Raw genomic sequence first — 26,930 nt, forward strand, 5'->3', positions numbered from 1 at the left:
GGCGTTTTTTTTAAGGAAAAAATACCGGACAATGAATTTGTTATTTCGCTCAAAACGGCTTGTTTTTTGAATTTAGAGTACAAATGATTCTCTATTTGCTCAATTTGAGGGTTTTACCTGGTGATTTTGGCCAAATAAGGTATTCAATGTCCGGTAAAATCAACAAAACCCTCTTTTTAATCAAATAAGGCCTTATATGTCCGCTTAAAGCTCGCTGTCTCGTAACGGCATGGGAGGGGGCGCACGCAGATTGGCAAGAATACTTATTGCAAGAAATGTTGTGTTGCCTGGCAGGAACTCGTGTGCTTTACCTTGCAGAAACTAGTGTTGTGTTGCCTTGTTTGAAAGCATTGCGTTGTCTGTCGAGCGAAGTTAGGCACCACTACTCATGCATAACGGTGATTTTGAAAAAAATATCGGATACGAAACTTGGCCCTGTTTTATAGTTATCACTACGAAAAAAGGAAGTGAATATATGGAAACTGAAATTCAACAGTTGGATCGTGTCTTTTTAGAATTAGGTCCATTAACGATCTATTGGTATGGTGTCATTATTGCCTTTGGTGCTATTCTTGGCTTATGGTTAGCGACGCGCGAAAGTGTACGCAGAGGTTTACCAAAAGAAACTTTTGTTGATTTAGTGCTGTATGCAATACCAATTGCCATTTTATCAGCAAGAGCATATTATGTTATTTTCCAATGGGATTATTATTCTCAAAATCCAGGGGATATTATTAAGATTTGGGAAGGCGGTATTGCCATCCATGGTGGGCTCATTGGGGCGATTCTAACTGGGTATGTGTTTGCAAAAAAACGCGGAATATCGTTCTGGAAACTGGCGGATATCGGGGCACCTAGTATTCTCTTAGGGCAAGCAATTGGTCGCTGGGGAAATTTTATGAATCAAGAAGCACATGGCGCCGAGGTTACCCGAGCTTATTTAGAAGGCTTGCATTTGCCAACATTTATTATTAACCAAATGTATATTGATGGTGTGTATTATCAACCGACTTTTTTATATGAATCTTTATGGAATTTTGTCGGAGTCGCTATTTTACTAGGCCTTCGAAAAGTTAATTTAAAGCGTGGGGAAATCTTTTTAAGCTATGTTATTTGGTACTCAATTGGTCGATTTTTTATCGAAGGCATGCGTACCGATAGCTTAATGTTAACGGAAACGTTAAGGGTAGCTCAGTTTATTTCCATTGTATTGATTGTACTTGCACTTGTTACATGGTGGGTTCGTCGTTCAAAAGGATATGCGAGCGGCCGTTATTTGGAGCAATAATCGTTATCTAACATTTATCTGAAAGCTAGACAAAAAACATATGTGTTGTTAGAGGGGGAGCGAGCTTGGACACTGTTAAACAAGGTTTGAGAGTTGGCTTGCAAACGACGTGGACGTTAGGGAAAATTATATTTCCGGTCACGTTGTTAGTGACGTTTTTACAATATACACCGGTTTTACCTTGGATCGTTAAAATAATTGAGCCGTTCATGAGCTGGTTTGGGCTTTCAGGTGATGCAGCAATTCCGTTAGTTTTGGGGAATCTTTTAAACTTGTACGCAGGAATAGGTGCCCTTTTAACGTTAGATTTAACGGTAAAAGAAGTGTTTATACTAGCAGTAATGCTATCGTTTTCGCATTCTCTTATCATTGAATCGGCAGTAGCTGCCAAAGTAGGCGTGAAAATGTGGGTTGTCCTTGTGGTCCGCTTATTCTTAGCCATACTCTCTGCTTTTGTCATCAATCTGGTATGGCATGGTGGGAAAGAGTTAGCGCAATATGGCTTCATTTCAAATCAAACAGAGGAAGTTTCAGGATTTTTATCGATATTACTACAAGGACTTGAAAAAGCGACGTTGGGCATTGTCCAAATTGCACTTATTGTGATTCCACTCATGATGCTGATTCAAGTGATGAAGGATTTAAAATGGATTGATAAATTTTCAAAAAAGATGTCTCCTGTTACGAGAGCCTTAGGAATGAAAGAAAATACATCGACAACGTTAGTATCGGGCTTTGTGATCGGTCTAGCGTTTGGAGCGGGCGTCATGATTCAAGCAGTTAAGGACGATGGCGTGTCTAAGAAGGATCTGTATTTAGCGTTTATTTTCTTAGTATCCTGTCATGCAGTAATAGAAGATACATTAATTTTTATTCCACTTGGAATTCCAGTGCTGCCATTGCTGGTCATTCGTTTAGTTACGGCAGTGCTGTTAACCGTTGCTGTTGCGTTTGTATGGAATCGAGTGGAGCAAAGTAGTAGAAAGGAAGCGGCATATGAAGGTTGATACACTATTATTTGATTTAGATGGAACATTAATTGATACAAATAATTTAATTATTACATCGTTTGTACACACATTAGAGCATTATTTTCCTGGTCAATATACGCGTGAAGATGTTCTCCAATTTATTGGACCAACGCTTTATGAGACTTTTTCAACTTTAAATCCTGAAAAAGCAGAAGAAATGATGCAAGTTTATCGTAAATTTAACCATGAAAAGCATGATGAATTAGTAACTGAATTTGAAACGGTGTATGATACGATTCAATATTTTCATGAAAAAGGCTATAAGCTTGGAATTGTAACAACAAAAATTAGAACAACAGTTGAGATGGGACTGCGGCTCACTAAACTTGATCAGTTTTTTGATGTCATCGTAACGCTAGATGATGTAAAACGTGCCAAACCAGATCCAGAACCTATTCAGCTTGCTATGAAACAATTAAACGCTGTGCCAGAGCATACGATCATGGTTGGTGATAATCATCATGATATTGAAGGTGGAAAAAATGCAGGTACGTACACGGCCGGTGTTGCTTGGTCTGCCAAAGGACCTGAGTATCTGAAAAGCTACAATCCTGATTTTATGCTAGAAAAAATGTCAGATTTAATTGAGATTGTTGGAGGAGACCAAAAGTGAGGCGGACGAAAAGGTATAGTGTAACGGAAGCAAATTCATTATGGCATGTGTATAAAACCGTTCCGTTCTGGAAGGTTGTTAAAAATTTCATCGTCATTCAAGTGGCACGTTACACTCCTTTTTTGCCAATGAAAAATTGGCTTTATCGTACTTTTTTGCGCATGGATGTCGGCAAAAGCACATCGTTTGCGTTAATGGTTATGCTTGATGTGATGTTTCCGGAAAATATAAAAGTGGGGAACAACACGGTAATCGGCTATAACACGACGATTTTGGCACATGAGTATTTAATAAAAGAATATCGTTTAGGTGATGTGGTGATTGGCAGCGATGTGATGATCGGTGCCAATTCTACGATACTTCCTGGCGTTGAAATCGGCGATGGGGCAATCGTATCTGCCGGAACATTAGTACATAAAGATGTTCCAGCGGGTGCCTTTGTCGGGGGCAATCCAATGCGAATTATTTACACAAAAGAAGAGATGGAAGAACGTGAAATGCAACAAGAGCGTAAGGGTGAAGTTGAAGTAGGGGTTTAAGTGTTTTTTATATAAGCTCGGAGATGTTTAGGCTATCGGAATTCAGCAGAATGACGATAGAATGTAAAACAGATGTCATCGTTTTGACGTGTTTTACATGATAAACCTCCGGGCTTTTTTGTTTTGTATTGGGATATTTGTGGTAGTGGGGTAATGAACTAATCGTTACCGACAGCAGGGGTTTTTGTTAGTAGTGGTAACGAATAGCGGGGAAACGGGTTTGTATTTGGAATTAATTAGGGGGATAGTGCCCTATTCGTACCCGTAAGCGGTGAAATTTGATTGGTAGGGTAACGAATAGGCCGTAATCGTGCCTGGAAACGTTAGTTTTTGTTTGTAACGGTAATGATAAGGTCGTAATCGTGCCCGAAAGAGGAAGTTTCTGTTTGTAGCGGTAACGAATAGGCAGTAATCGTGCCCGTAAGAGGAAGTTTCTGTTCGTAACGGTAACGAATAGAGCGTAATCGTGCCCGAAAGAGGAAGTTTTTGCACGTAACGGTAATGAAAAGGTCGTAATCGTGCCCGAAAGAGGAAGTTTTTGCACGTAACGGTAATGAAAAGGTCGTAATCGTGCCCGAAAGAGGAAGTTTCAGGTCGTAGCGGTAACGAATAGGTAGTAATCGTGCCCGGAAGCGGAAGTTTCTGTTCGTAGCGGTAACGAATAGGCAGTAATTGTGCCCGTAAGCGGTAGTTTTTGGTCATTACGGTAACGAATAGGCAGTAATCGTGCCCGCTAGAGGAATTTTTTGTTTGCAGCGGTAACGAATAGAGCGTAATCGTGCCCGCTAGAGGAATTTTTTGTTTGCAACGGTAACGAATAGAGCGTAATCGTGCCCGCTAGAGGAATTTTTTGTTTGCAGCGGTAACGAATAGAGCGTAATCGTGCCCGCTAGAGGAATTTTTTGTTTGCAGCGGTAACGAATAGAGCGTAATCGTGCCCGCTAGAGGAATTTTTTGTTTGCAACGGTAACGAATAGAGCGTAATCGTGCCCGCTAGAGGAATTTTTCGTTCGTAACGGTAACGAATAGCGAGAAAATGGGTTTCTATTTGGGGTTAATTACCCTATTCGTGCCCGCTAGCGGTAGGTTCTGTTTATAGCGGTAACGAATAGCCCCCAATTGTGCCTTGTAAGTGTCTATTTCATGCTAGACGGTAACGAATACGATGGTCTTTTCATTCACTTTTATTACGGTTAAACGGCTTTCCGTGACTTCGAATTTAACTACTGCGTTTTTCAATCCAAATCCTCAAGTTTCTAATCCAACTTGAGCAATTTCTAGTCCAAATTCACTAGTTTCTAATCCAATATGTCGAATTTTTAATCCAAAATTGATAATTCTAAGCCAAGGTGGTAACGGTAGCTTAGAAAGGCAACAGTTGCTATCCTCTATAAAAGCTCTCCACCTTGCATGATATCTCTTTATAGAATAAAGAGCCGGTTATGATCATGCAAATTTGCCCCTAATTTTTTCGACTAACCTCAAGTAATTGCTCATTAATCTATCAATTATCTAATTTTAACTAAAAATTTTGATTTTTTAATTGACTGATAAGCTAATCAGGAGTAGACTACATAGTATACTTCATTTCATTAGCATATTAGCGAACTAAAGCAAAATACGGAACGCGAAAATGCAAAACACAAACCAAAACACAAACCAAAACACAAACCAAAACACAAACCAAAACACAAACCAAAACACAAACCAAAACACAAACCAAAACACAAACCAAAACACAAACCAAAACACAAACCAAAACACAAACCAAAACACAAACCAATACGCAATACACAAACCAAAACACAATACACAAAATCCAAAATTAACCTAAACAAAGGTAAATGCAAAAGGCTTAAATAATGTAAACTAACATATAACAGAAACGAAAAGGTGGGTCCGATTACGATGTCAAAGCTATTTATGTTTGAAAAGCCACTAGGAATGCGCGATACGTTGCCAGAGCTGTATGAAACTAAGAAAAAGGTTTCAATGAAAATGGCTGAAGAAATCCAAGCTTGGGGTTATCAGTCGATTGAAACACCAACATTAGAATATTACGAAACAGTAGGATCAGCATCGGCTATCCAAGATCAACAATTATTTAAATTATTAGATCAACAAGGACATACGCTTGTGCTACGACCGGACATGACTGCTCCGATCGCACGGGTTGCAGCATCTCGAATGAAGAACGAAGGTTTTCCATTAAGATTAGCATACGACACTAAGGTATTCCGCGCCCAGCAGCGTGAAGGCGGACGTCCTGCTGAGTTTGAACAAGTTGGGATTGAATTAATCGGTGATCCGACATGCAGTGCAGATGCAGAAGTAATTGCCTTAATGGTAGCGGTATTAAAGAATGCAGGCTTAAAAGACTTCACAGTGGCGATTGGCCATGTTGGTTTCGTCAACGCACTGTTTGTTGAAATATTAGGAAATGAAGAGCGTGCTAATACACTGCGCCGCTTTTTATATGAAAAAAATTATGTAGGCTATCGCGAGCATGTTAAAAGCTTACCGCTTTCTTCCATTGACCGCCAATTGCTGTTGAACTTATTGCAGCTCCGCGGTGATCAAAAGAAGATTGCTGAAGCACGTGAGGTTACACAAAATAGTACGGCTCGAAAAGCGATTGAAGAGCTTGATCAATTATGGACGCAATTAGAAAGCTATGGTGTCACAGATCATATTAAAATTGATTTAAACATTGTCAGTCATATGAGCTACTATACAGGCATTGTGTTTGAAGGCTACGCAGCAAACTTAGGATTTTCATTATGCAATGGTGGTCGTTATGATCAATTGCTTGAGAAATTCAATCGTCCGACACCTGCAACTGGCTTTGGAATTCGCCTAGATCGCTTTGTTGAGGCATTAGGGGTAGCAGCGGAGGATTCAACACCGCTCTCAGTTATTTTATTCAGTCAAGAAAGAAGACAAGAAGCCATTCAACTTGCATCTGAAAAACGAAAAGCAGGTGAAAAAGTCGTGCTGCAAGATATTTCAGGTGTAGATGATGTTGACTTATTTACAAAAAGATATGCAGACGTTTCATATTGTATCGGTAAAGCTGGAAAGGAGAATGGGGTATGAGTTCTACGTTAACAATTGCAATGCCAAAGGGACGGATTTTTGAAGAAGCAGCAGAGCTGTTACGAAAAGCAAATTATAACCTTCCCCCTGAATTTGATGATAATCGCAAATTAATTATCGATGTACCAGAAGAAAATATGCGTTTCATCCTAGCAAAACCTATGGATGTTGTCACATATGTGGAACATGGCGTTGCTGATCTTGGCATCGCAGGTAAAGATACAATGCTCGAAGAAGACCGCGATGTATATGAAGTGCTAGATTTAAAAATTAGTGCTTGCCATTTAGCGGTTGCGGGATTACCTAATACAAAGCTTGGCTCGGTCGCTCCTAAAGTTGCGACAAAGTATCCAAAGGTGGCGTCCTCATACTTCCGTGAACAAGGCGAGCAAGTTGAAATTATTAAATTGAACGGTTCGATTGAACTTGCGCCGTTAATTGGTTTAGCAGAACGGATTGTTGATATTGTTTCAACAGGGCAAACTCTTAAAGAAAACGGCTTAGTGGAGCTTGAACGAATTGTTGATATTACATCGCGCTTGATCGTTAACCCAGTGAGCTACCGCATGAAAGATCAGTATATCGATGATATGGTTGAAAGGCTATCTACCGTTATTGAAGGAGGAAACTAGCATGAAAATTATTAAAGTGACTGATGCTTTAACATTAAAACGCGATTTAGATTCTGGAACAGACGAGCAACGTCACGCCGTGTTAGAAATCCTTGATAACGTTAAACAAACTGGCGACGCCGCACTATTTAATTACACTGAAAAATTTGATGGAGTTAGATTGCAGTCACTAAATATAACAGAACAGGAAATTCAAGAGGCCTACGAACAAATCGATGAAGAAATTGTTGGCTACCTTAAAGAAGCAGCTGCTAATATTAGAGACTACCACAGCCGTCAAGTTCGTCAATCATGGATTACAACGCAAGAAGATGGTACGATTTTAGGTCAAAAAATTACACCGCTTGATGCAGTCGGCGTTTATGTACCAGGTGGTACGGCTGCATATCCGTCATCTGTGCTTATGAATGTTGTTCCAGCACAAGTTGCTGGTGTAAAGCGGATTGCAATGGTGACGCCGCCAGGTAAAGATGGAAAACTTCCAGCTGGTGTTATTGTCGCTGCAAATGAATGTGGCGTAACAGAAATTTACAAAGTTGGCGGTGCACAAGGTATTGCCGCGCTTGCATATGGAACTGAAACCATTGCTGCAGTTGATAAAATCACGGGCCCGGGGAATATTTTTGTGGCATTAGCGAAACGTGAAGTGTTTGGCGATGTTGATATTGATATGATTGCTGGACCTAGTGAAATCGTTGTGCTAGCGGATGAACATGCAAATCCTGCTTACATAGCAGCTGATCTTTTATCGCAAGCAGAGCATGATGTTAGAGCGTCAAGCGTGCTTGTAACGTCGTCAATGGAATTAGCTGAAAAGGTGGCACTTGAAGTCGAAAATCAATTAGCAACGCTGCCGCGCCGAGAAATTGCCGGTGCATCCATTGACAATTATGGTGCGATTTATGTAGCAGACTCTTTAGAGGCAGCAATCGATGCTGTTAACGAATTAGCGCCAGAACATCTTGAAATCATGACCGAGGATCCAATGGCGATCATGGGTAAAATCCGCCATGCTGGCGCGATTTTCCTTGGTGAAAATAGCTCAGAGCCTGTGGGTGACTATTTTGCTGGACCGAACCATGTATTGCCTACAAATGGTACTGCTCGTTTTTCAAGTCCATTAAACGTTGATGATTTTGTAAAAAAATCGAGCATTATTTCGTACAGCCGAACTGCTATTCAAAGCAATGGCCAAAAAATTGCAGCCCTAGCCCGCTTAGAAGGCCTAGAAGCGCATGCCCGTGCAGTAGAGCAACGTTTGAATAAAGGTAACTAAGTTGGTAAAACACGATTATCAGAATGTTGAATAATTCCAATAATAAATTTTAGTTTATAATGATAACTAGAATAAAAGCCAAACTTAAGGAGGAACTTAAATGGTTTTAGATGGACGTCATGCAAGTATAGATCGTAAAACAAATGAAACAGCTATTCAGCTTACTTTTTCAGTTGATGGTGAAGGAAGAACTGAATTAGAAACAGGAGTTCCATTTTTAACACATATGCTAGATCTTTTTACAAAACATGGCCAGTTTGATTTAATGATCGATGCAAAAGGTGACATCGAAGTGGATGATCATCATACAACTGAAGATATCGGCATTTGTCTTGGACAAGCGTTGCGCGAGGCGCTAGGTGATAAAAAAGGCATTAAGCGTTATGGCAATGCATTTGTACCGATGGATGAGGCATTGGCGCAGGTTGTCATTGATTTAAGCAATCGCCCGCATTTCGAGATTAAAGGTGAATTCCCAAATTCTCGCGTAGGTACGTTTGATGTTGAGTTAGTTCATGAATTTTTATGGAAACTTGCATTAGAAGCGCGCATGAATCTTCATGTCATTGTTCATTATGGTCACAATACACATCACATGATTGAAGCTGTATTTAAAGCATTAGGACGTGCATTAGACGAAGCAACGATGATCGATCCTCGAGTTAAAGGGGTTCCGTCAACGAAAGGGATGTTGTAAAAAATGATAGGCATTATCGATTATGGCATGGGGAATTTATACAGCGTCAGCAAGGCGCTGGAGCGAATGAACTATGAATACATTGTTACAGATGATACGGAAAAACTGAGCAGCTGTAAAGGTCTTATCCTGCCTGGTGTTGGCTCATTTAAAGATGCAATGGCGATTTTAAATGAAACAGGCTTAACTGCTTTTATAAAAAGTGAAGTGGCAGCTGGCAAGCCGTTATTAGGAATTTGCCTTGGCATGCAGCTATTATTTGATGAAAGTGAAGAAAATGGCATCACGACAGGTTTCCAATTTTTAAGTGGAAAAATTGTCAAGTTCCCCGGAACGACAGCAAATGGTGAGAAATACAAAGTTCCGCACATGGGCTGGAATAAGCTAAACTTTAATCATCCAGAATCGCCGCTTCTACAAAATGTGGAGCAGGGTCATGTTTATTTCGTGCATTCCTATTATGCGGCGCCTGAGGATCATGATGTTGTGTTAGCAAGCAGCACATATGATGTTGAAGTGCCTGCTGTAGTTGGAAAAGGAAATGTGTTTGGCACACAATTCCATCCGGAAAAAAGCAGCGATATCGGACTTTCAATTTTAAAGAATTTTGCAAGTGTTGTTGAAGGGAGAGCGTAATATGAGTTTTACAATATATCCGGCGATCGATATGCGCGGTGGAAAATGTGTACGGTTGTTGCAAGGTGATTACGATAAAGAAACAGTGTATGGCGATTCTCCTTTTGATATGGCAAAGGTGTTTGCCGATGAAGGTGCAGAATGGATCCATATGGTTGATTTAGACGGTGCCAAAGCTGGTAAGCGTGTCAATGATGAATACGTGCTTCAAGTGGCGAATAATTTAAATGTAAAAGTGCAAATTGGCGGCGGTATTCGTACGGAAGAAGATGTTGCATATTATTTAGAAAATGGCGTGAGCCGCGTGATTTTAGGAAGTGCTGCGATTTCAGATCCTGATTTTGTAAAAGCAATGCTTAAAAAATACGGTGAAAAAATTGCGATCGGCATCGATGCGAAAAATGGCTATGTTGCAACAGAAGGCTGGTTAAATACATCGAATGTAAAAGCGACAGACCTTGGAAAAGAGTTAGCTGCTGCAGGCGCGGAAGTGTTTATTTTTACCGATATCGCAACAGATGGAATGCTATCAGGACCAAATATCCATGCAAACGCAGAGCTTGCTGATGCAACTGGTAAACAAGTGATTGCATCTGGTGGTGTGAGTTCACTTCAGGATTTAATTGAATTGAAAAAGTACGCAGCCAAAGGTGTAGGCGGTGCGATTGTAGGTAAAGCGCTGTATACAAAACAATTTACAGTGAAAGAGGCGCTAAGCGAGGTGGGACAAGCATGATTACGAAACGTATCATACCTTGTTTAGATGTAAAAGAAGGCCGCGTTGTAAAAGGCGTTCAATTCGTTGAGCTTCGCGATGCTGGTGATCCGGTTGAGTTAGCTGAGTTTTATGATCATGAGGGTGCCGATGAGCTTGTGTTCTTAGATATTTCGGCATCACATGAAGGCCGTGAAACGATGGTTGATGTCGTTGAGCGTGTAGCTGCGAAATTGGCCATTCCGTTTACAGTTGGGGGCGGCATCAACTCGCTTGAAGATATGAAACGGATTTTACGTGCTGGTGCGGATAAGGTATCATTAAATACAGCAGCCGTTAGAAATCCAGAGTTAATTACAGAAGGTGCAGGCTTTTTTGGATCGCAATGTATCGTAGTGGCGATTGATGCAAAATATGATGAGTCTTTAGGTTCATGGCGCGTTTACACACATGGCGGCCGCAATGCAACACAGCGTGATGTCATTGAGTGGGCACAGGAAGTTGTTGAGCGCGGTGCAGGTGAAATTTTATTAACGAGCATGGATCAAGACGGTGAAAAATCTGGTTTCGATATCGCTTTAACGAAAGCGGTTAGTGAGGCAGTCACGGTTCCTGTTATTGCGTCAGGTGGAGCAGGTAACGCTCAGCACTTTGTGGATGCATTTAAAGATGCTAAAGCAGATGCCGCGTTGGCAGCATCTATTTTTCACTATAAAGAAACGTCTGTAAAAGAAGTGAAGGACTATATTCGTAAAGAAGGGGTGAATGTGCGATGAGCCTCTCAAATATTAAATTTGATGATAACGGGTTAATTCCAGCCATTGTACAAGATGTTGCAAGTAAGGAAGTTTTGACTCTAGCTTATATGAATGAAGAGTCATTAAGAAAATCACTTGAAACAAAGGAAACATGGTTTTGGAGCCGCTCGCGCCAAGAGCTATGGCATAAAGGCGAAACTTCTGGAAACACACAAAAGATTCATGACATTCGCTATGACTGCGATCAAGATGCGTTGGTTGTACTAGTTGATCCAGCTGGACCTGCTTGCCATGAAGGTACGTATAGCTGTTTCTCGACATCACTATTTGAGAATGAGCCAGTTCCACAGCTGCAAAGCAATCGTTTTGCGATTATTAATGAGCTAGAACGCGTAATTGCAGAGCGTGAGGCAGAGCGTCCTGAAGGTGCATATACTACATATCTATTCGATAAAGGTGTCGATAAAATTCTTAAAAAAGTCGGCGAAGAAGCATCAGAAGTTATTATCGCTTCAAAAAATCGCGATCCGGAAGAATTGAAGTGGGAAGTTGCGGATCTTCTTTATCACTTGCTAGTGTTATTACGCGAGCAAAAACTTCCTTTAGATGATGTATTAAATGTTTTAGTGGAAAGACATAGCGGAAAATAATTCATAAAAGGCTATCATCTTAATGGGTGGTGGCTTTTTGTACTTTAAGAAAGATTAATTTCTAATGTAGGGCCATTCCTGGAGTAATTTTTTCCAAATATACATAAAACGGATGAATGTACTATTAAAAATGATTTACTTAGTATATAATTGAGAGTGATTATCATTGATTTAGAAGATTTTTAAACTCGACATTTTGGATAATTATATGCATTATTCCGATTATTGTTATGGAAATAGTGCGATTTTAGCTAATAAAGAACAGGGTAAATGAAATGCAACTTAACTTAGTCTACTATAAGGCACTATTTACCGTAGATTTGCTTAAAGCATCGTACTATAATAGAAAACTCTATCAAAATTGAAGGTCGCAAATTTAAGGCTGTAAGCTGCAAATAAATTTGCAGTAGCTGTCAATCTGCCAATCTATAGCTAAATGTTACAAATAAAAATCGCCAATAAATGGCCGTAAGCTACTAAAGGGGCAAGATTCAACCAATGCAGCAAACTCTATTGTAAGGTAGTTGTCAAACGAAAAAAAATTAACTATTGCGCTATACCTAATTTTTTATAAGAGACTTTGATGTTGAAAAGTAAAATATGATATACTATTTTCGGCTATCTATTTCTTATTGTTCGATATTATAAAATTTTAAATAAATCCCGCATGTATGAAAATATGTGCAACCTGTAACTGAAAAAGTAACGGAAAATGTTCGTAAAGGCTTGAATGGTTCTTAAAGTAAAGAATTGTTCAACTACTACAATTTGGAGGTTTTATGGGAAGACAACAACAAAAAGCGGAAAATTTAATCGGACAGATCGTTCCATTTGCTCAAAATGGAGAATACTTTTTCAAAAAAGGGCTTAAATACTACCGTCGTCGAGAATTGTATAAAGCAAAAAAGTATTTTCAACGGGCAATTCAGTACGATCCAAATGAACCTATATTTTTATGTCAACAAGCTGCAGTGCTTGCTGAATTGAGTGAGTTTGAAGAGTCTAATACAATTTTAAAGAGAATTATCGATAAACTAGACTCTGAAATGTATGAATGCTATTACTTTTTAGCAAATAATTATGCATATTTAGGATTGTTTCAAGAGGCTAAAAAATATGCGAATCAGTATTTAAAGTTTGCACCAGATGGCGAATTTTATGAGGATACTGAGGACCTTATTGATTTATTATCAATTGAATCAAGTGAAATGAACATTCACTTAGAAGAAACGGATGAAGAAAATTTAATTTTACAGCAGGAAAATGCACGTGAACTGCTTGAAAATGGAAAGCTGGAAGAAGCAAGTGAAATCCTTCAACAGCTTATTTCTGATTACCCTGAATTTTGGTCTGCCTATAATAATTTGGCGCTAGCGCAGTTTTATTTAGGTAATGTAAAAAAAGCAATTAAGCTTACAGAGGACGTTCTACAGAAAAATGAAGGCAATCTTCATGCAATGTGTAATTTGGCCGTCTTTTTCCATTACTTAGGACGAGAGAAGGCTGTTGAACATATTGTTGCACAGCTTAATATTGTTCATCCTATTGACTTTGACCAACGTTCGAAACTAGGTGTAACCTTTGCGTTGTTAGGGAAATATGAATTTGCTTATCGTTGGTTGCGCTGGTTGCAAAAGTTTGGTTATGAGGGCGATGTTTCATTCTACTATTGGTTATCAATTTCCGCATTTTATACCGATCATAATGAGATCGCAAATGATGCGTGGAATAAAGTCGTCCGGATGAATCCTGAAAAAAGAAATGCTGAGCCATGGTTAAACTCAAATATGGCGATCAATGAGGAGCCATTAACGTCTTCATTATTAGAGCAGTTTAAGGAAACCGATAATGAGGAAAAGAAATGCTTGCTGTTGTTTCTTTTAATGGAAGCGGGAAATGTTGAGTCATTAGAAGAAATTAAACGCATCGTTTCAAGCGACTCCTTGCATTATTTAGAAGAATTTACGAACCATATGTTGAACAAACTAACATATGATAACCATAAAGTATCACCGCGATTTGTTGATGGCTATAATGTAATCGACACATTAGAAGATCAAAATGGTTGGTCACAAATAATTCAACAAAAAATATATATACTATGGTTTCGGGTTCTGCAGAATGGTGTAAATGACCCGTCAATTAACTTTAAAAATAACCAAGCATGGGCGGCAGCAGTTGAATATTGCTTTGTAAGAGCAGAAGAGTATCCGATTAGTCAAAAGGAGATTGCTCAAAAATACTCAATATCAACTTCAACACTAAGAAAATATACGCAGCTTGTGATGGATTTAATTTAAGGATAAGTTAAAAAAAGTTCATACTTCATTGAGCATTTTTATAGACGAATACTCTTTTAAACTATACGATAGATGGTATAAAGATCGAAGTTCAAGGAGTGGGAATGATGAGTGAAGATAAAATTTATGATGTTATCATAGCAGGTGCAGGACCAGCGGGGATGACTGCTGCTGTTTATACATCTCGTGCTAATCTAAGTACATTGATGCTTGAGCGTGGTGTGCCTGGTGGGCAAATGGCAAATACTGAAGAAGTAGAAAACTATCCTGGTTATGATCATATATTAGGTCCAGATTTATCAACGAAAATGTTTGAGCATGCTAAGAAATTTGGCGCTGAATATGCTTATGGCGATATAAAAGAAATTGTTGATGGTAAAGAATACAAAACAGTTAAGTGTGGCAGCAAGGAGTTTAAAGCGAAAGCTGTTATTATTACGACTGGTGCACAACATAAAAATCTTAATGTACCTGGAGAAAAAGAATTGAGCGGACGTGGCGTATCCTATTGTGCGGTATGTGACGGGGCATTCTTTAAAGGTAAAGAGCTTGTTGTTGTAGGCGGTGGTGACTCTGCTGTTGAGGAAGGCGTATATTTAACACGTTTTGCATCTAAAGTAACTGTTATTCATCGCCGTGAAGAATTACGTGCTCAAAAGATCTTACAAAAACGTGCGTTTGAAAATGAAAAGGTTGAGTTTATCTGGAATCACACTGTTAAAGAAATTAAAGGTACAGATAACAAAGTATCTAGTGTTGTGATTGAAGATGTAAACAGTGGCGAACAAACGGACTTCAAAGCAGATGGTGTTTTCATATACGTAGGTCTAGTACCATTAAGTGAACCATTCAAAAGCTTAGGTATTACAAACGAAGCTGGTTATATCGAAACAAATGATCAAATGGAAACGAAAGTGCCTGGTATTTTTGCTGCTGGTGATATTCGTGAAAAAACATTGCGACAAATCGTTACAGCAACAGGTGATGGAAGTATTGCTGCACAAAGTGCTCAACATTATATTGAAGCCTTAGAAGAAGAGCTAAAGGCGAATATTTGAAATTTTTAACAAATCTTTAACCCGATTGTAACCGTGTTGAAACATTTAGGGGGTATGATAGAAGTAAGAAATGACCCCCCTTTAATTATATAAGAAACAAAGGCACAGTTCGTAGCTGCTGCCTCTTTTTTTGCTGTATATTTGTCGTTTTCATTTAAAAAAATACCTAGCTACTATACTTTACTATTTCAATGTAACACAATATCACGTGTTAATTGTGACCTACTCACAATAATAGTATAATAAGGCTAAGTTAATATTTGTATAGGACAAGTAGCTATACTGTTGAGGTGAACGATTTGCAGCGTGTGACTAATTGCGTTTTAAAAAAAGGAGACCAAATACTTCTTCTGAAAAAGCCCCGTCGAGGTTGGTGGGTAGCACCTGGTGGAAAAATGGAGCTAGGTGAATCTATTAGAGATTCTGTCATTCGTGAATACCGTGAAGAAACGGGTATATATTTGAAGGACCCAACGATTAAAGGGATTTTTACAATTGTCATTAAAGAGGAAGATGAAGTTATTGCAGAGTGGATGATGTTTACATTTTTTGCAGAGCAATTTGATGGTGTAAATGTCGATGAATCTGATGAAGGCCTAGTACAATGGCAGCCGCTTACAGATGTTAATAAGCTGCCAATGGCACCTGGTGATTATCATATAATTGATTATTGCATTAATGGAAATGGGATTATGTACGGTACTTTTACGTATACGCCGAATTTTGAACTCATTTCTTATCGGTTAGATCCATCTTAATATATTTGAAAGGGGCGCAACTATACAATGGTTACAGCAAATCATGATGTTCAAATGGTTATTATTACAGGGATGAGTGGAGCAGGGAAAACTGTTGCTGTCCAAAGCTTTGAGGATTTAGGCTTTTTTTGTGTAGATAATTTACCCCCGACGTTACTTCCTAAATTTTTAGAGTTAGTTAAAGAATCAGGCGTTAAAATGAATAAAGTGGCTTTGGTAATGGATTTACGCGGCCGCGAATTTTTTGAGTCATTATTAGACGCTATTGACGATATGAATGATAAGAGGTGGGTTATTCCACAAATTGTTTTCTTAGATGCGAGTGATTCAGCTTTAGTTAGTCGTTATAAGGAAACGAGAAGAGCACATCCGTTAGCGCCAAGTGGCATGCCTCTTGAAGGAATACAGCTTGAAAGAGAGATGCTCGATGAATTAAAGGGGCGTGCTCAATTTATTATTGATACATCTGAGTTAAGCCCGCGCAAGCTCCGTGAAAGAATTATTACAGGCTTTTCGAAGGAAAAACAGCAAATTTTTAATGTAAATGTGATTTCGTTTGGATTTAAATATGGAATCCCAATTGATGCTGATTTAGTTTTTGATGTTCGGTTTTTACCGAATCCGCATTATATTGATGCACTTCGTCCAAAAACCGGTCTTGAAGAAGAAGTTTCGTCCTATGTGTTAAAGCAGCCGGAGACACAAAAATTTATGGAAAAACTTATTGATTTACTTGAATTTATGTTGCCACAATATAAACGCGAAGGCAAAAGTCAATTAATTATTGCCATTGGTTGTACAGGGGGGCAACACCGCTCTGTAACATTAGCAGAATATATCGGCAAGCATTTTGAAAAGGACTATTATACAACTCGAGGACATCGGGATATAAACAAGCGAAAGGGCAAAAGTTAATGGAATGGAGAAGACTACCTAAAGTTGTGGTGATTGGCGGTGGTACCGGCTTGCCAGTCCTGCTGCGCGGATTAAAGCAATATCCAATCGATATTACAGCGATTGTGACTGTAGCTGATGATGGTGGCAGCTCTGGTCGCCTGCGAAGTGACTTGCAAATTCCGCCTCCTGGTGATATCCGCAATGTGTTGGCAGCACTTTCGGAAGTGGAACCATTAATTGAAAGTCTGTTTCAGCATCGCTTTAAAAATGGGAATGAATTGTCGGGTCATGCATTAGGAAATCTCTTGCTTGCTGCCATGACCAATATTACCGGTGATTTTGTTACGGCCATTCGCGAAATGAGTAAAGTTTTAAATGTTAAAGGAAAAGTTCTTCCGGCAGCGAATCGGGGCATCATTCTAAGTGCAGAAATGGAAGACGGGTCGATTGTAACTGGTGAATCGAAAATTCCGGATACAGATAAAAAAATTAAAAGAGTATACTTATCTCCGAAAGATGTAGAGCCATTACCTGAAACATTGGAGGAAATACATCACGCTGATGTTATCATCATTGGACCTGGTAGCTTATATACAAGCATTTTGCCTAATTTGCTTGTAACGAAAATTGGGCAGGAGCTTTGTCATTCTAATGCAAAAAAGGTTTATGTTTGCAATGTTATGACACAAGCAGGAGAAACAACAGGTTTTTCTGCTAGTGATCATATTAAAGTGCTATACGAACATTTAAAATGTGCTTTTTTAGATATGGTTATTGTAAATGATGCCGAAATACCTGTTCATATTTTACAGCGTTATAAAGAAGAAAATGCACAACCTGTGCTGTATGATCTAGATCGATTAAAGCAGTTTGGGGTAAAAATTATTAATCAAGATTTAATTCATATTGAGCAAGGTGTTATCCGTCATGATACTTCTAAAATAGCAAAGTTAATATTCTCTTTATTGTAAGCATATTAGTTGTTTACTCCTTTTAAGTTGTTTAAAATGGGCTGAGATAGAAGTGAAGAACAGCATTGCCTTTCTCCTTAGGAACACTTAAAATTAGTAAGTGGCGTTTATTTATTCATATAAAAAGGGATAACTAGGTATATAGAGAAACGATCCTTGAAACAACATATACACAGGGGGGGGTGGAGACTTGTCTTTTGCTTCAGAGACTAAAAAAGAACTAACCAACTTAGACATTCATGATTGTTGTGCAAAAGCTGAGCTTTCCGCTCTTATTCGAATGAATGGGTCCATGTCATTTATGAATCGAAATGTTGTTGTCGATGTTCAAACAGAGAATGCGGCTATTGCCCGGAGAATCTATACGCTTATTAAAAGAGAATATGATGTTTCAGTAGAGCTGTTAGTCCGAAAGAAAATGAGATTGAAGAAAAATAATGTATATATTGTGCGCTTGATAGAGAAAGCGAAGGATATATTGACAGATTTAGGCATCCTTGAAGAGCCTTTTTCTATTATCCATTCAATATCTAAAACGGTTACAAAAAAGAAGTGCTGCAAGCGTTCTTATTTGAGAGGGGCCTTTCTTGCGGGAGGATCAGTAAACAATCCAGAGACATCATCCTATCATCTAGAGATCTTTTCGTTATATGAAGAGCATAATGACTCACTTTGTGATTTAATGAACTCTTTCGACTTGAACGCGAAAACATTAGAACGCAAAAAAGGGTATATCTGTTATTTAAAAGAAGGCGAAAAAATTAGTGAGCTCTTAAATATAGTTGGAGCACATCAAGCATTACTTCATTTTGAAGATGTCCGGATTGTCCGCGATATGAGAAATTCAGTGAATCGGTTAGTGAACTGTGAAACTGCTAATTTAAACAAAACGATTGGTGCAGCCATTCGTCAAGTTGAAAATATTCGATTTATTAAAGATACGGTGGGGCTAGAAACACTTCCTGACAAGCTTAGGGAAATCGCAGAGTTAAGAATAACATATCAGGATGTAACGCTTAAAGAGTTAGGTGAAATGGTATCTGGTGGCACTATTAGTAAGTCTGGAATTAATCATCGTCTCAGAAAAATTGATGAAATTGCAGATAAATTACGATTAGGTGAAACATTTCCTAAAGCTTGATCGTAATTTAGATAATAAGCGGCAAAATAATTATTTTCTAACAAAACGAATATAAGCTTTGTCAGATGAGAATAAAATAAATAAGGGCTATTAGTAGGAGGAGAATCCAGTGATAGAGAAAAATATTACAGTAAAGTTGAAAACTGGTTTACAAGCAAGACCAGCTGCATTATTTGTACAGGAGGCCAATCGTTTTTCTGCGGATGTTTTTTTAGAGAAAGACGGAAAGAAAGTAAACGCTAAAAGCATTATGGGGTTAATGAGTTTAGCGGTTGGATCTGGAGTAGAAGTTAAGTTAATCGCTGATGGAAACGATGAAAAAGAAGCAGTTAATGCATTAAGTCAGTTTGTTGAAAAAGAATAATAGTAACTGTGTTTGTGTTAAACTGAACAAAGTAGTGAAAAATAGGCGCTGATAAAATCGGGGGCACTGAAAAACCTGACGGTTTTTCAAAGTATCAAGGATAACAGACAGAAAAAGACGACTCAAATTCAAAAACTGAATTTATTGAGTCGTCTTTTTTTGATATTTTGACTGTATGATTCTTTTACTTAATCCATTAACTTCAGTATTCTTTTTAAATTTACTGCGAATATTGCCATTGCTCCTTGCATCTCCATGCCAATTAGACCCGAGGATTTTGCAACATTATACCCGTGTCTGTTTTTCAATTCACTATTTTTAGCTTCTATTTTGTAGCGCTCTTTCGACTTTTCTTTAAAATATTCACTTTCTTGAAAGTTCATTTGTTCTGTATGTACATCGGATTTAATCGATACAGAATAACTCTTACTCTTAGCGCCCTCTTTGTAACAACTTTCCTTCAAAGGACATATCTTACATTTTTCCACATCAAAATAATAAGTGTCAACTTGATTAGTTGATACACACTTTTTCCCTTGACGTGCTTTTCTAATTGCCATATGCCCAGCCTTGCAGACATACATTCCTGCATCTTTGTTAAATTCAAATTCATCTTCTTTTTTTCGGCAGCCCTGCGTAACTGCTGGATTCAACTTAGCTACTAACTTTATTCCATTGTTTTTGGTATACTCAATATTTCCTTTTTCTGAATAAGCTGCATCTCCAATTATAGTCTTAACTTTCATTCCTGCACGTACCGTTTTTTCCACTATAGTCTCTAATTGTTTTCCATCATTTTTTTCACCAGTTGTTACCGTTGCTGCAGTAATAATTCTTTCTTCACTCATACCTATATGTGTCTTATAACCAAAAAAGGAAGAGTCCGCCGACTTATGCCCAATCTTCGCGTCTTCATCTTGTGAAAGTTGTAAATGTTCTATATCATCATCCAATGTCTCTTTTAAAAGATTTAATTTTTCTTTAACTTTTGGATACTCACAAAGTATTTCTTCCTTTTCAACTACCTTAACTAGTTTTTGACAGTATTCTATCTGATCTTCTAATACATCAGAATTGGTTTTGCTTGGAAATTTACATTTCATATTTACATCTATTTGGTAAATCGTCTTTCTAAGTAATTTCGATCGGTCCATCAAAACTTCTTTTGCTGATTTTTGATTATAACGAGCTCCTGTATGTGTGGCGTCCACAATGAGAGATTTACTTTTTAGAATGCCTTTAGCAATTGCAATTTCAACAGTTTTATTTATCAGTAAATCTAAAAGATTAATATCTTTTAAACGTAATTTCCGAAACTTCGTTAAAGAACTTGGTTCAATCACTGGGTCTTCTGGTGCCATATCAAGAAAATATTTAAACGACATATCATACTTTGAACGTTCAACAATATCAACATCGGATATATTGTAAATGGATTTTAACAATAGATATTTAAACATACGAATAGGGTGGATCGCATTGCGTCCATTATCATGACAATATTTATCTTCAAGTTCTTCATAAACAAATGAAAAATCGATTAGATCGTTTATTCTGCGTAGAAGGTTATCCTTTGGAACAACCAAATCATAAATTTGCATATATGGACTTAAATTCATCATCTCTTGTTTTTGTATCATCCAATCCACCCACTTGAAATTGATACTATAATTATACAAGAAAAAAGGTATAATTCCTCAAATATATGAGAATTATACCTTTTTAAAATTTTAAGGACTTTTTCAGTGCCCTCGATAAAATCGGGGGCCTATTTTTGTTTTGCTGATAAATTAATGAGTCAAAGAGTTCAATCAAGTATGTTCAAGGCCTGTTACTTTATTATTATGGCTGATGAAAGGAAACGGTATTGATAAAAGTTATCGAAAACCTCTTCATAGTGCGGATGAAGAGGAAAAAGCAACGAAAAAGTAGCATGAAACCTCTTCATAGCGCTGATGAAGAGGAAATAGCATTGAAAAAGCAGCTGGAAACCTCTTCATAGCGCGTATGAAGAGGAAATAGCATCGAAAAAATAGCACGAAACCTCTTCATAGTGCGTATGAAGAGGAAACAGCACTAAAAAAGTAGCATGAAACCTCTTCATAGTGCGGATGAAGAGGAAAAAGCAACGAAAAAGTAGCTTAAAACCTCTTCATAGCGCTGATGAAGAGGAAATAGCATGGAAAAAATAGCCGAAAACCTCTTCATAGTGCGGATGAAGAGGAAAAGTCATCAAAAAAGTAGCTTAAAACCTCTTCATAAGGCTGATGAAGAGGAACCAGCATTGAAAAAGTAGCCGAAAACCTCTTCATAGTGCGGATGAAGAGGAAATAGCATTGAAAAAGTAGCACGAAACCTCTTCATAGTGCAGATGAAGAGGAAAAAGCATCGAAAAAGTAGCACGAAACCTCTTCATAGTGCGTATGAAGAGGAACCAGCATCAAAAAAGTAGCCGGAAACCTCTTCATAGTGCGTATGAAGAGGAAATAGCAACGAAAAAGTAGCATGAAACCTCTTCATAGTGCGTATGAAGAGGAAATAGCATGGAAAAAGTAGCTTAAAACCTCTTCATAGTGCGGATGAAGAGGAAAAAGCATCGAAAAAGTAGCATGAAACCTCTTCATAAGGCTGATGAAGGGGAAGCAGCATGGAAAAAATAGCTGAAAACCTCTTCATAGTGCGGATGAAGAGGAAATAGCATCAAAAAAGTAGCACGAAACCTCTTCATAGTGTGGATGAAGAGGAAACAGCACTAAAAAAGTAGCCGAAAACCTCTTCATAGCGCGGATGAAGAGGAAACGGCAAGAAAAAAGTAGCCAAAAACCTCTTCATAGTGCGTATGAAGAGGAAGCAGCATGGAAAAAATAGCCGAATACCTCTTCATAGCGCTGATGAAGAGGAAATAGCATGGAAAAAGTAGCTTAAAACCTCTTCATAGTGAGGATGAAGAGGAAACAGCACTAAAAAAGTAGCACGAAACCTCTTCATCGCGAATCCAAAAACAGAACTCAAATAAAATAGCTCCTGTTTTAACAACAGGAGCCAATTACATTGATTACTTTTTAGTTTCAGTTGCAGCGCTTGTAGTAATTACTTTGTCAATTAAACCATATTCTCTTGCTTGTTCAGCGCTCATGAAGTTATCGCGTTCTGTATCGCGGTTGATTACTTCGATCGGTTGACCAGAGCGTTCAGCCATGATTTCGTTTAATTTTTCGCGCATTTGGATAATGCGTTTTGCATGGATTTGGATGTCTGTTGCTTGTCCTTGCGTACCGCCTAGTGGTTGGTGAATCATAACTTCACTATTAGGTAAAGCGAAACGCTTGCCTTTTGCACCAGCAGTTAATAGGAAAGCACCCATTGATGCAGCCATACCAATACAAATTGTAGAAACATCAGGCTTAATAAACTGCATTGTATCGTAAATAGCCATACCAGCTGTAATCGAACCACCTGGGCTGTTAATATATAGAGAAATGTCTTTATCTGGATCTTCTGCAGCCAAGAATAGTAATTGTGCAACAACTGAGTTTGCTACTGTGTCGTCGATTGCAGTTCCAAGCATGATGATGCGGTCTTTTAAAAGTCGAGAGTAAATATCGTATGCTCTTTCTCCGCGGTTTGTTTGCTCAATAACAGTTGGAATTAAATGCATGTTCATAATAAGTTCCTCCTTGTATCCAATAGTCTCTTATGTACTTATAATACATATAAGGTCAAAAAAGGTCAAACAGTAAGCTTTGCCGATTTTATACTATTTCACATTTTTTCAGCATAGCCTTATTTAACGGGATTTAAACCTATGGCTATGTCTTTACTTGCAGTTTTCATTAAATTTTTAGTAGCATCGATAAACACTTATAGCAGTTAACACAGTGTGCGAAATCCTTGCTATACCTATGCTTATGTGCTGGTTGTACAGTTTATACTAAAAATTTTATGTAGCCAGTTGGTACACCAAATTACTTTACCCGAATAAGGCGATGTTAGCAACATATGCTAATTTGCATATACTGTATATTTCGAGATTTGAGTACAAAAATCCTTTTTTGTTGGATAAAGACGTTGGTTTATCTCAAGATGCGTATTCATTGTGGTTTGCCATCCTTTTTTCGTTTTTACTTGCAAAAGTTTAAGATCTTCCTTATAATAAAATTCGCACGGTTAAAACTGTTTTGCCCTCGTGGTGTAATGGATAACACACAAGATTCCGGTTCTTGTACTGGGGGTTCGATTCCCTCCGAGGGCGTAAATTTTAGAAGAAAAAGGCACTGAAACGTTGCTGCTTCAACGTTTTCAGTGCCTTTTTTTAGCTATTATGTGGTTAACTTTATAAAGTTATAGAAATCCATCTCCAGCGCCCAGTCCTCCAGATTCAAAGTCATACAGGATGTGATACTCCAAGATTAAGTGTAAACATATCACTCAAAAAGGAAAACGTTTTCATTCTGAATGTTCACAAAATTATAAACGAATGATAAAATATTATTAGAAACTGTTCAGGAAGGAGAAAGTAAATGAAACAAGAGCTTATTCAACACCAGACTACTAAACTTGTAATGACAACAGAGCTGCGACAAGCTATATCTTTACTTCAATATTCCTCCGCTGAACTAAATCAATTTTTACAGCAGCAAGCCGTTGAAAATCCGCTCCTTGATATGGAATCTATTTCTAACCCAACGGTAAGCCTACTAGGTAAATCGCCTAATTTTAAAAGTACAGACAGCGATGAGAAACAGAAAATGATCCTAAATATTGCAGATCAAACTAGTAACTCACTACATGAACATTTATTAAACCAAATAGCGATAATGCGCTTTAGTGTGCATGAAAAAGAAGTGTTAGAGCATCTTGTGCTATCCGTTGATGATAATGGCTATTTTACAGGAAACTTGCAGGATGTAGCAGACAAATTTCACACACCTGAACCGGTAGTTGAAATGCTTCTATACCGTATGCAGCAATGTGAGCCGCTTGGAGTTGGGGCCAGGAATTTGCAAGAATGCTTACTGATACAATTGAGAGATTTACCTGAACGAAATGAACTGGCTGAAAAAATAGTTAGTGACTACTTGAATGAGATGGCAAATCGTAAGTGGAAAAAAATCAGTCAGGAGTTAGATGTACCTATTACAAAGATCCAGGGAATTTTTGATTTTATTCAGACATTAAATCCACGACCTGGAGCATTATTTAGTAATAATCATTCACAGTACATCATCCCTGACATGACGATTAAAGAAGTGAACGGTACCTTTAAGATTATTATAAATAATAAGGTAATCCCAACAATACGGCTCGAACAGGGTTATGAACAGCGTATTTCTGGTCATTCAGAAATCGACTCTTATATAAAAGGCCACTGGGATCAATTTAATTTTATCAAAAAAGCAATCGAGCAGCGCTTTATGACGATGGAAAAAGTAATGGCTGCAATTATTGAGGTACAGCGTGAATTTTTTACGAAAGGTAGAGCCTATTTAAAACCACTTACGTTAAAAGATATTGCTGCTAAAATTGATATGCATGAATCAACTGTCAGCAGGACCGTGAATGGAAAGTATGTTCAAACACCACAGGGCGTGTTTGAACTGAAGTACTTTTTTACATCGAGCATTCAAACAAATGACGAGGATGATACATCATCAGCGGCAGTAAAAGAGGCGATTAGAGAAATCGTTGATCAGGAAAATAAACAGAAGCCATTGTCCGATCAAAAAATAGCTACTATACTAAAAGAGCAATATCAATTTAATGTGTCTAGGCGTACGATTGCGAAATACCGTGACCAACTAGGCATTCTTTCATCAGCAGGTAGAAAGCGCTATGAATGATATTGTAGACCTTCTAGTTAGGAGATAGCTATGAGCAAAGAAGTTCACGTTAATTTTTATACGAAAATAGGCTGTCCATTATGTGACAAAGGAAAAGCAGTGTTGCTTGAATTAAGCGAAACATACAACCTTAAAATTGAGGATATTGATATATATAAAGATGATGTATTGCTAGAAAAATATCAAATTATGATTCCAGTTGTAGAAATTGATGGCGATGAAGTTGATTATGGGATTATTAGTAAAGAGATCGTTGAAGATTATTTTCTTTCTAAAAAAAATATATCCCACCTATAACGGGCAGTAAGCCCCCCACCATAAGATTCTGTGTATCCTAGAAGATGGTGGGGGGAACTGCCCGTAAACTCCGATTAGTTTAAGGGCCTTTAGGTCATACCTTTAGGTACTAACCATCAGTGGAAAAACCATTGATGGAAGTTTCACTTTATTTTACTTGAACAGTAAAATCATTCCTGTTACAATATGTAAATAGCAGGAGCGATTTTTTTTACCTTAACTGGGACACAATATGTCTAGGTGGGACGTTATACGTCCGTATTGGTAAAAAGTGCAATAAAGGGGACGCTATCAGATGGATTCAATTTTAAAGATTCAACAAAAATTGTTACCCGATTTACTCGAAGTCATGCAAAAACGTTATCAAATTCTTAGATATGTGAGATTGATGCAGCCGATTGGCAGGCGAATTCTGGCTACACATTTAGGAATAACTGAGCGAGTTTTGCGAAGTGAGGTTAATTTTCTAAAAGATCAAGGTATTCTTGATATCTCTGTAAGTGGAATGAGTCTCACAATTGAAGGAGCTCAATTAGTACGACAGCTCGAACAAATTATGAAAGAAGTATCAGGGATTAAGGATTTAGAGGATACATTAAAAAGAAAATTGAATCTGCAAGAGGTAATTATCGTTGCTGGTGATAGCGACCAAGATGAATTAGTGAAAAAAGAATTAGGTCGAGCATGTGCAATTCGAATGAAGGAAAGCTATGTTGCGAACAATATAATTGCAGTTACAGGCGGCTCGACCATGGCGAACGTAGCAGAAATGATGCAACCAGATCCAAAAAATCGCGAACTTTTATTTGTACCTGCTAGAGGCGGCTTAGGAGAACAAGTAGAAAATCAAGCTAATACAATTTGTGCAAAAATGGCTGAAAAAACACTTGGACACTATCGGTTATTACATGTACCTGATCAAGTAAGTGAAGAGGCATACACAACACTAACTTCAGAGCCCTCAATTAAAGAAGTTCTAGATTTAATCAAATCTTCAAGCATGGTTGTCCATGGAGTTGGGGACGCTATGACAATGGCAAATCGTCGCAAAACACCCGCTGATATTTTTCAGCATATTATGGATGGAGACGCAGTAGGCGAGGCGTTTGGGTATTATTTTAACGCTAAGGGAGATATTATTCATAAGGTTCGTACAATCGGTATTCAACTTGAAGATATTAAGAATATTCCATTTGTAATAGCGGTGGCAGGCGGCGCTTCAAAAGCGAATGCAATTTCAGCATTTATGAAACAAGGACAAAATACAACTCTCATAACAGATGAGGGGGCAGCTCAAGTATTAATTAGGGATTCATCCCTTTAAAATATGGCTATGTTAAAACTTATTGTTGAATGGTGTTGATTGGAGCGTA

General features: G+C 38.0%; 24 protein-coding genes and 1 tRNA gene. 23 read left to right on the forward strand and 2 right to left on the reverse strand.

Features of this window, described 5'->3' with window-relative positions:
- Positions 1-475: 475 nt before the first annotated feature.
- The 19 genes from lgt (at position 476) to C1724_RS01100 (ending at position 19,420) form a co-directional block, all read left to right on the forward strand.
- On the forward strand, positions 476-1,288 hold the full coding sequence (gene lgt / locus C1724_RS01005; RefSeq protein ID WP_102344897.1) for a prolipoprotein diacylglyceryl transferase: 813 nt from the start codon (positions 476-478) through the stop codon (positions 1,286-1,288).
- Between the two features lie 65 nt (positions 1,289-1,353).
- Positions 1,354-2,295, forward strand: a complete 942-nt coding sequence (locus C1724_RS01010) for a nucleoside recognition domain-containing protein (RefSeq protein WP_102344898.1) — start codon at positions 1,354-1,356, stop codon at positions 2,293-2,295.
- A complete protein-coding gene (ppaX, locus tag C1724_RS01015; protein ID WP_102344899.1) occupies positions 2,285-2,932 on the forward strand; it encodes a pyrophosphatase PpaX in 648 nt (215 codons plus the stop codon). Before C1724_RS01010 ends, ppaX begins: the two co-directional genes overlap by 11 nt.
- Positions 2,929-3,471 carry an acyltransferase gene (locus C1724_RS01020; protein WP_102344900.1) on the forward strand — a complete coding sequence of 181 codons (543 nt, stop codon included), beginning with the start codon at positions 2,929-2,931 and terminating at the stop codon, positions 3,469-3,471. The genes ppaX and C1724_RS01020 overlap by 4 nt, the downstream gene beginning before the upstream one ends.
- 1,908 nt (positions 3,472-5,379) lie before the next feature.
- Entirely contained in the window at positions 5,380-6,567 is a 1,188-nt protein-coding gene (locus tag C1724_RS01030) for an ATP phosphoribosyltransferase regulatory subunit (RefSeq protein ID WP_102344901.1), read from the forward strand.
- A complete protein-coding gene (gene hisG, locus C1724_RS01035; protein WP_102344902.1) occupies positions 6,564-7,199 on the forward strand; it encodes an ATP phosphoribosyltransferase in 636 nt (211 codons plus the stop codon). Before C1724_RS01030 ends, hisG begins: the two co-directional genes overlap by 4 nt.
- Position 7,200: 1 nt before the next feature.
- Positions 7,201-8,475 carry a histidinol dehydrogenase gene (gene hisD / locus C1724_RS01040; protein ID WP_102344903.1) on the forward strand — a complete coding sequence of 425 codons (1,275 nt, stop codon included), beginning with the start codon at positions 7,201-7,203 and terminating at the stop codon, positions 8,473-8,475.
- 100 nt (positions 8,476-8,575) lie between these two features.
- On the forward strand, positions 8,576-9,172 hold the full coding sequence (hisB, locus tag C1724_RS01045; protein ID WP_102344904.1) for an imidazoleglycerol-phosphate dehydratase HisB: 597 nt from the start codon (positions 8,576-8,578) through the stop codon (positions 9,170-9,172).
- A 3-nt stretch (positions 9,173-9,175) separates the two neighbouring features.
- The gene (gene hisH, locus C1724_RS01050) at positions 9,176-9,808 is read left to right on the forward strand and encodes an imidazole glycerol phosphate synthase subunit HisH (protein WP_102344905.1); all 633 of its coding nucleotides are present in this window, start codon (positions 9,176-9,178) and stop codon (positions 9,806-9,808) included.
- A 1-nt stretch (position 9,809) separates the two neighbouring features.
- The gene (hisA, locus tag C1724_RS01055; protein ID WP_102344906.1) at positions 9,810-10,544 is read left to right on the forward strand and encodes a 1-(5-phosphoribosyl)-5-[(5-phosphoribosylamino)methylideneamino]imidazole-4-carboxamide isomerase; all 735 of its coding nucleotides are present in this window, start codon (positions 9,810-9,812) and stop codon (positions 10,542-10,544) included.
- Positions 10,541-11,299: an imidazole glycerol phosphate synthase subunit HisF gene (hisF, locus tag C1724_RS01060; RefSeq protein ID WP_102344907.1), complete on the forward strand. Its 759-nt coding sequence runs from the start codon at positions 10,541-10,543 to the stop codon at positions 11,297-11,299. The genes hisA and hisF overlap by 4 nt, the downstream gene beginning before the upstream one ends.
- Entirely contained in the window at positions 11,296-11,931 is a 636-nt protein-coding gene (gene hisIE / locus C1724_RS01065; RefSeq protein WP_102344908.1) for a bifunctional phosphoribosyl-AMP cyclohydrolase/phosphoribosyl-ATP diphosphatase HisIE, read from the forward strand. Before hisF ends, hisIE begins: the two co-directional genes overlap by 4 nt.
- 779 nt (positions 11,932-12,710) lie before the next feature.
- Complete coding sequence (locus C1724_RS01070) at positions 12,711-14,231, forward strand: tetratricopeptide repeat protein (RefSeq protein WP_102344909.1); 1,521 nt, start codon at positions 12,711-12,713, stop codon at positions 14,229-14,231.
- A gap of 107 nt (positions 14,232-14,338) precedes the next feature.
- A complete protein-coding gene (trxB, locus tag C1724_RS01075; protein ID WP_102344910.1) occupies positions 14,339-15,289 on the forward strand; it encodes a thioredoxin-disulfide reductase in 951 nt (316 codons plus the stop codon).
- 299 nt (positions 15,290-15,588) lie between these two features.
- On the forward strand, positions 15,589-16,047 hold the full coding sequence (locus tag C1724_RS01080; protein ID WP_102344911.1) for an NUDIX hydrolase: 459 nt from the start codon (positions 15,589-15,591) through the stop codon (positions 16,045-16,047).
- Between the two features lie 27 nt (positions 16,048-16,074).
- Positions 16,075-16,962, forward strand: a complete 888-nt coding sequence (gene rapZ / locus C1724_RS01085; RefSeq protein WP_102344912.1) for an RNase adapter RapZ — start codon at positions 16,075-16,077, stop codon at positions 16,960-16,962.
- Complete coding sequence (locus tag C1724_RS01090) at positions 16,962-17,915, forward strand: gluconeogenesis factor YvcK family protein (RefSeq protein WP_102344913.1); 954 nt, start codon at positions 16,962-16,964, stop codon at positions 17,913-17,915. The genes rapZ and C1724_RS01090 overlap by 1 nt, the downstream gene beginning before the upstream one ends.
- Before the next feature lie 190 nt (positions 17,916-18,105).
- Entirely contained in the window at positions 18,106-19,056 is a 951-nt protein-coding gene (gene whiA / locus C1724_RS01095; protein ID WP_102344914.1) for a DNA-binding protein WhiA, read from the forward strand.
- 109 nt (positions 19,057-19,165) lie between these two features.
- The gene (locus C1724_RS01100; protein ID WP_102344915.1) at positions 19,166-19,420 is read left to right on the forward strand and encodes an HPr family phosphocarrier protein; all 255 of its coding nucleotides are present in this window, start codon (positions 19,166-19,168) and stop codon (positions 19,418-19,420) included.
- Positions 19,421-19,608: 188 nt separating this feature from the next.
- Here C1724_RS01100 and C1724_RS01105 read toward each other — a convergent pair whose 3' ends face one another.
- On the reverse strand, positions 19,609-21,060 hold the full coding sequence (locus C1724_RS01105) for an IS1182 family transposase (protein ID WP_102344916.1): 1,452 nt from the start codon (positions 21,058-21,060) through the stop codon (positions 19,609-19,611).
- A 1,415-nt stretch (positions 21,061-22,475) separates the two neighbouring features.
- On the reverse strand, positions 22,476-23,078 hold the full coding sequence (clpP, locus tag C1724_RS01110; protein ID WP_102346684.1) for an ATP-dependent Clp endopeptidase proteolytic subunit ClpP: 603 nt from the start codon (positions 23,076-23,078) through the stop codon (positions 22,476-22,478).
- Between the two features lie 522 nt (positions 23,079-23,600).
- Between clpP and C1724_RS01115 the strand changes: the two genes are divergently transcribed.
- The 4 genes from C1724_RS01115 (at position 23,601) to C1724_RS01130 (ending at position 26,881) form a co-directional block, all read left to right on the forward strand.
- A tRNA-Arg gene (locus tag C1724_RS01115) sits at positions 23,601-23,672 on the forward strand.
- A gap of 268 nt (positions 23,673-23,940) precedes the next feature.
- Positions 23,941-25,260 (forward strand): RNA polymerase factor sigma-54, encoded by a 1,320-nt coding sequence (gene rpoN / locus C1724_RS01120; protein WP_102344917.1) that lies wholly within the window; start codon positions 23,941-23,943, stop codon positions 25,258-25,260.
- A gap of 30 nt (positions 25,261-25,290) precedes the next feature.
- The gene (locus C1724_RS01125; protein ID WP_102344918.1) at positions 25,291-25,557 is read left to right on the forward strand and encodes a glutaredoxin family protein; all 267 of its coding nucleotides are present in this window, start codon (positions 25,291-25,293) and stop codon (positions 25,555-25,557) included.
- 295 nt (positions 25,558-25,852) lie between these two features.
- Positions 25,853-26,881, forward strand: coding sequence for a sugar-binding transcriptional regulator (locus tag C1724_RS01130; protein WP_102344919.1), 1,029 nt, complete (start codon positions 25,853-25,855; stop codon positions 26,879-26,881).
- Positions 26,882-26,930 lie beyond the last annotated feature (49 nt).

The sequence above is a fragment of the Bacillus sp. Marseille-P3661 genome, from assembly GCF_900240995.1.
In the GTDB taxonomy this organism is placed as follows: Bacteria; Bacillota; Bacilli; order Bacillales; family Bacillaceae_J; genus OESV01.

Excerpts from the sequence above, each read along its gene's own strand:
- lgt (WP_102344897.1), top strand. The coding sequence starts at position 476 with ATGGAAACTGAAATTCAACAGTTGGATCGTGTCTTTTTAGAATTAGGT.
- ppaX (WP_102344899.1), top strand. The coding sequence starts at position 2,285 with ATGAAGGTTGATACACTATTATTTGATTTAGATGGAACATTAATTGAT.
- C1724_RS01030 (WP_102344901.1), top strand. The coding sequence starts at position 5,380 with ATGTCAAAGCTATTTATGTTTGAAAAGCCACTAGGAATGCGCGATACG.
- hisG (WP_102344902.1), top strand. The coding sequence starts at position 6,564 with ATGAGTTCTACGTTAACAATTGCAATGCCAAAGGGACGGATTTTTGAA.
- hisD (WP_102344903.1), top strand. The coding sequence starts at position 7,201 with ATGAAAATTATTAAAGTGACTGATGCTTTAACATTAAAACGCGATTTA.
- hisB (WP_102344904.1), top strand. The coding sequence starts at position 8,576 with ATGGTTTTAGATGGACGTCATGCAAGTATAGATCGTAAAACAAATGAA.
- hisH (WP_102344905.1), top strand. The coding sequence starts at position 9,176 with ATGATAGGCATTATCGATTATGGCATGGGGAATTTATACAGCGTCAGC.
- hisA (WP_102344906.1), top strand. The coding sequence starts at position 9,810 with ATGAGTTTTACAATATATCCGGCGATCGATATGCGCGGTGGAAAATGT.
- hisF (WP_102344907.1), top strand. The coding sequence starts at position 10,541 with ATGATTACGAAACGTATCATACCTTGTTTAGATGTAAAAGAAGGCCGC.
- hisIE (WP_102344908.1), top strand. The coding sequence starts at position 11,296 with ATGAGCCTCTCAAATATTAAATTTGATGATAACGGGTTAATTCCAGCC.
- C1724_RS01070 (WP_102344909.1), top strand. The coding sequence starts at position 12,711 with ATGGGAAGACAACAACAAAAAGCGGAAAATTTAATCGGACAGATCGTT.
- trxB (WP_102344910.1), top strand. The coding sequence starts at position 14,339 with ATGAGTGAAGATAAAATTTATGATGTTATCATAGCAGGTGCAGGACCA.
- rapZ (WP_102344912.1), top strand. The coding sequence starts at position 16,075 with ATGGTTACAGCAAATCATGATGTTCAAATGGTTATTATTACAGGGATG.
- C1724_RS01090 (WP_102344913.1), top strand. The coding sequence starts at position 16,962 with ATGGAATGGAGAAGACTACCTAAAGTTGTGGTGATTGGCGGTGGTACC.
- C1724_RS01105 (WP_102344916.1), bottom strand. The coding sequence starts at position 21,060 with ATGATACAAAAACAAGAGATGATGAATTTAAGTCCATATATGCAAATT.
- clpP (WP_102346684.1), bottom strand. The coding sequence starts at position 23,078 with ATGCATTTAATTCCAACTGTTATTGAGCAAACAAACCGCGGAGAAAGA.
- rpoN (WP_102344917.1), top strand. The coding sequence starts at position 23,941 with ATGAAACAAGAGCTTATTCAACACCAGACTACTAAACTTGTAATGACA.
- C1724_RS01125 (WP_102344918.1), top strand. The coding sequence starts at position 25,291 with ATGAGCAAAGAAGTTCACGTTAATTTTTATACGAAAATAGGCTGTCCA.
- C1724_RS01130 (WP_102344919.1), top strand. The coding sequence starts at position 25,853 with ATGGATTCAATTTTAAAGATTCAACAAAAATTGTTACCCGATTTACTC.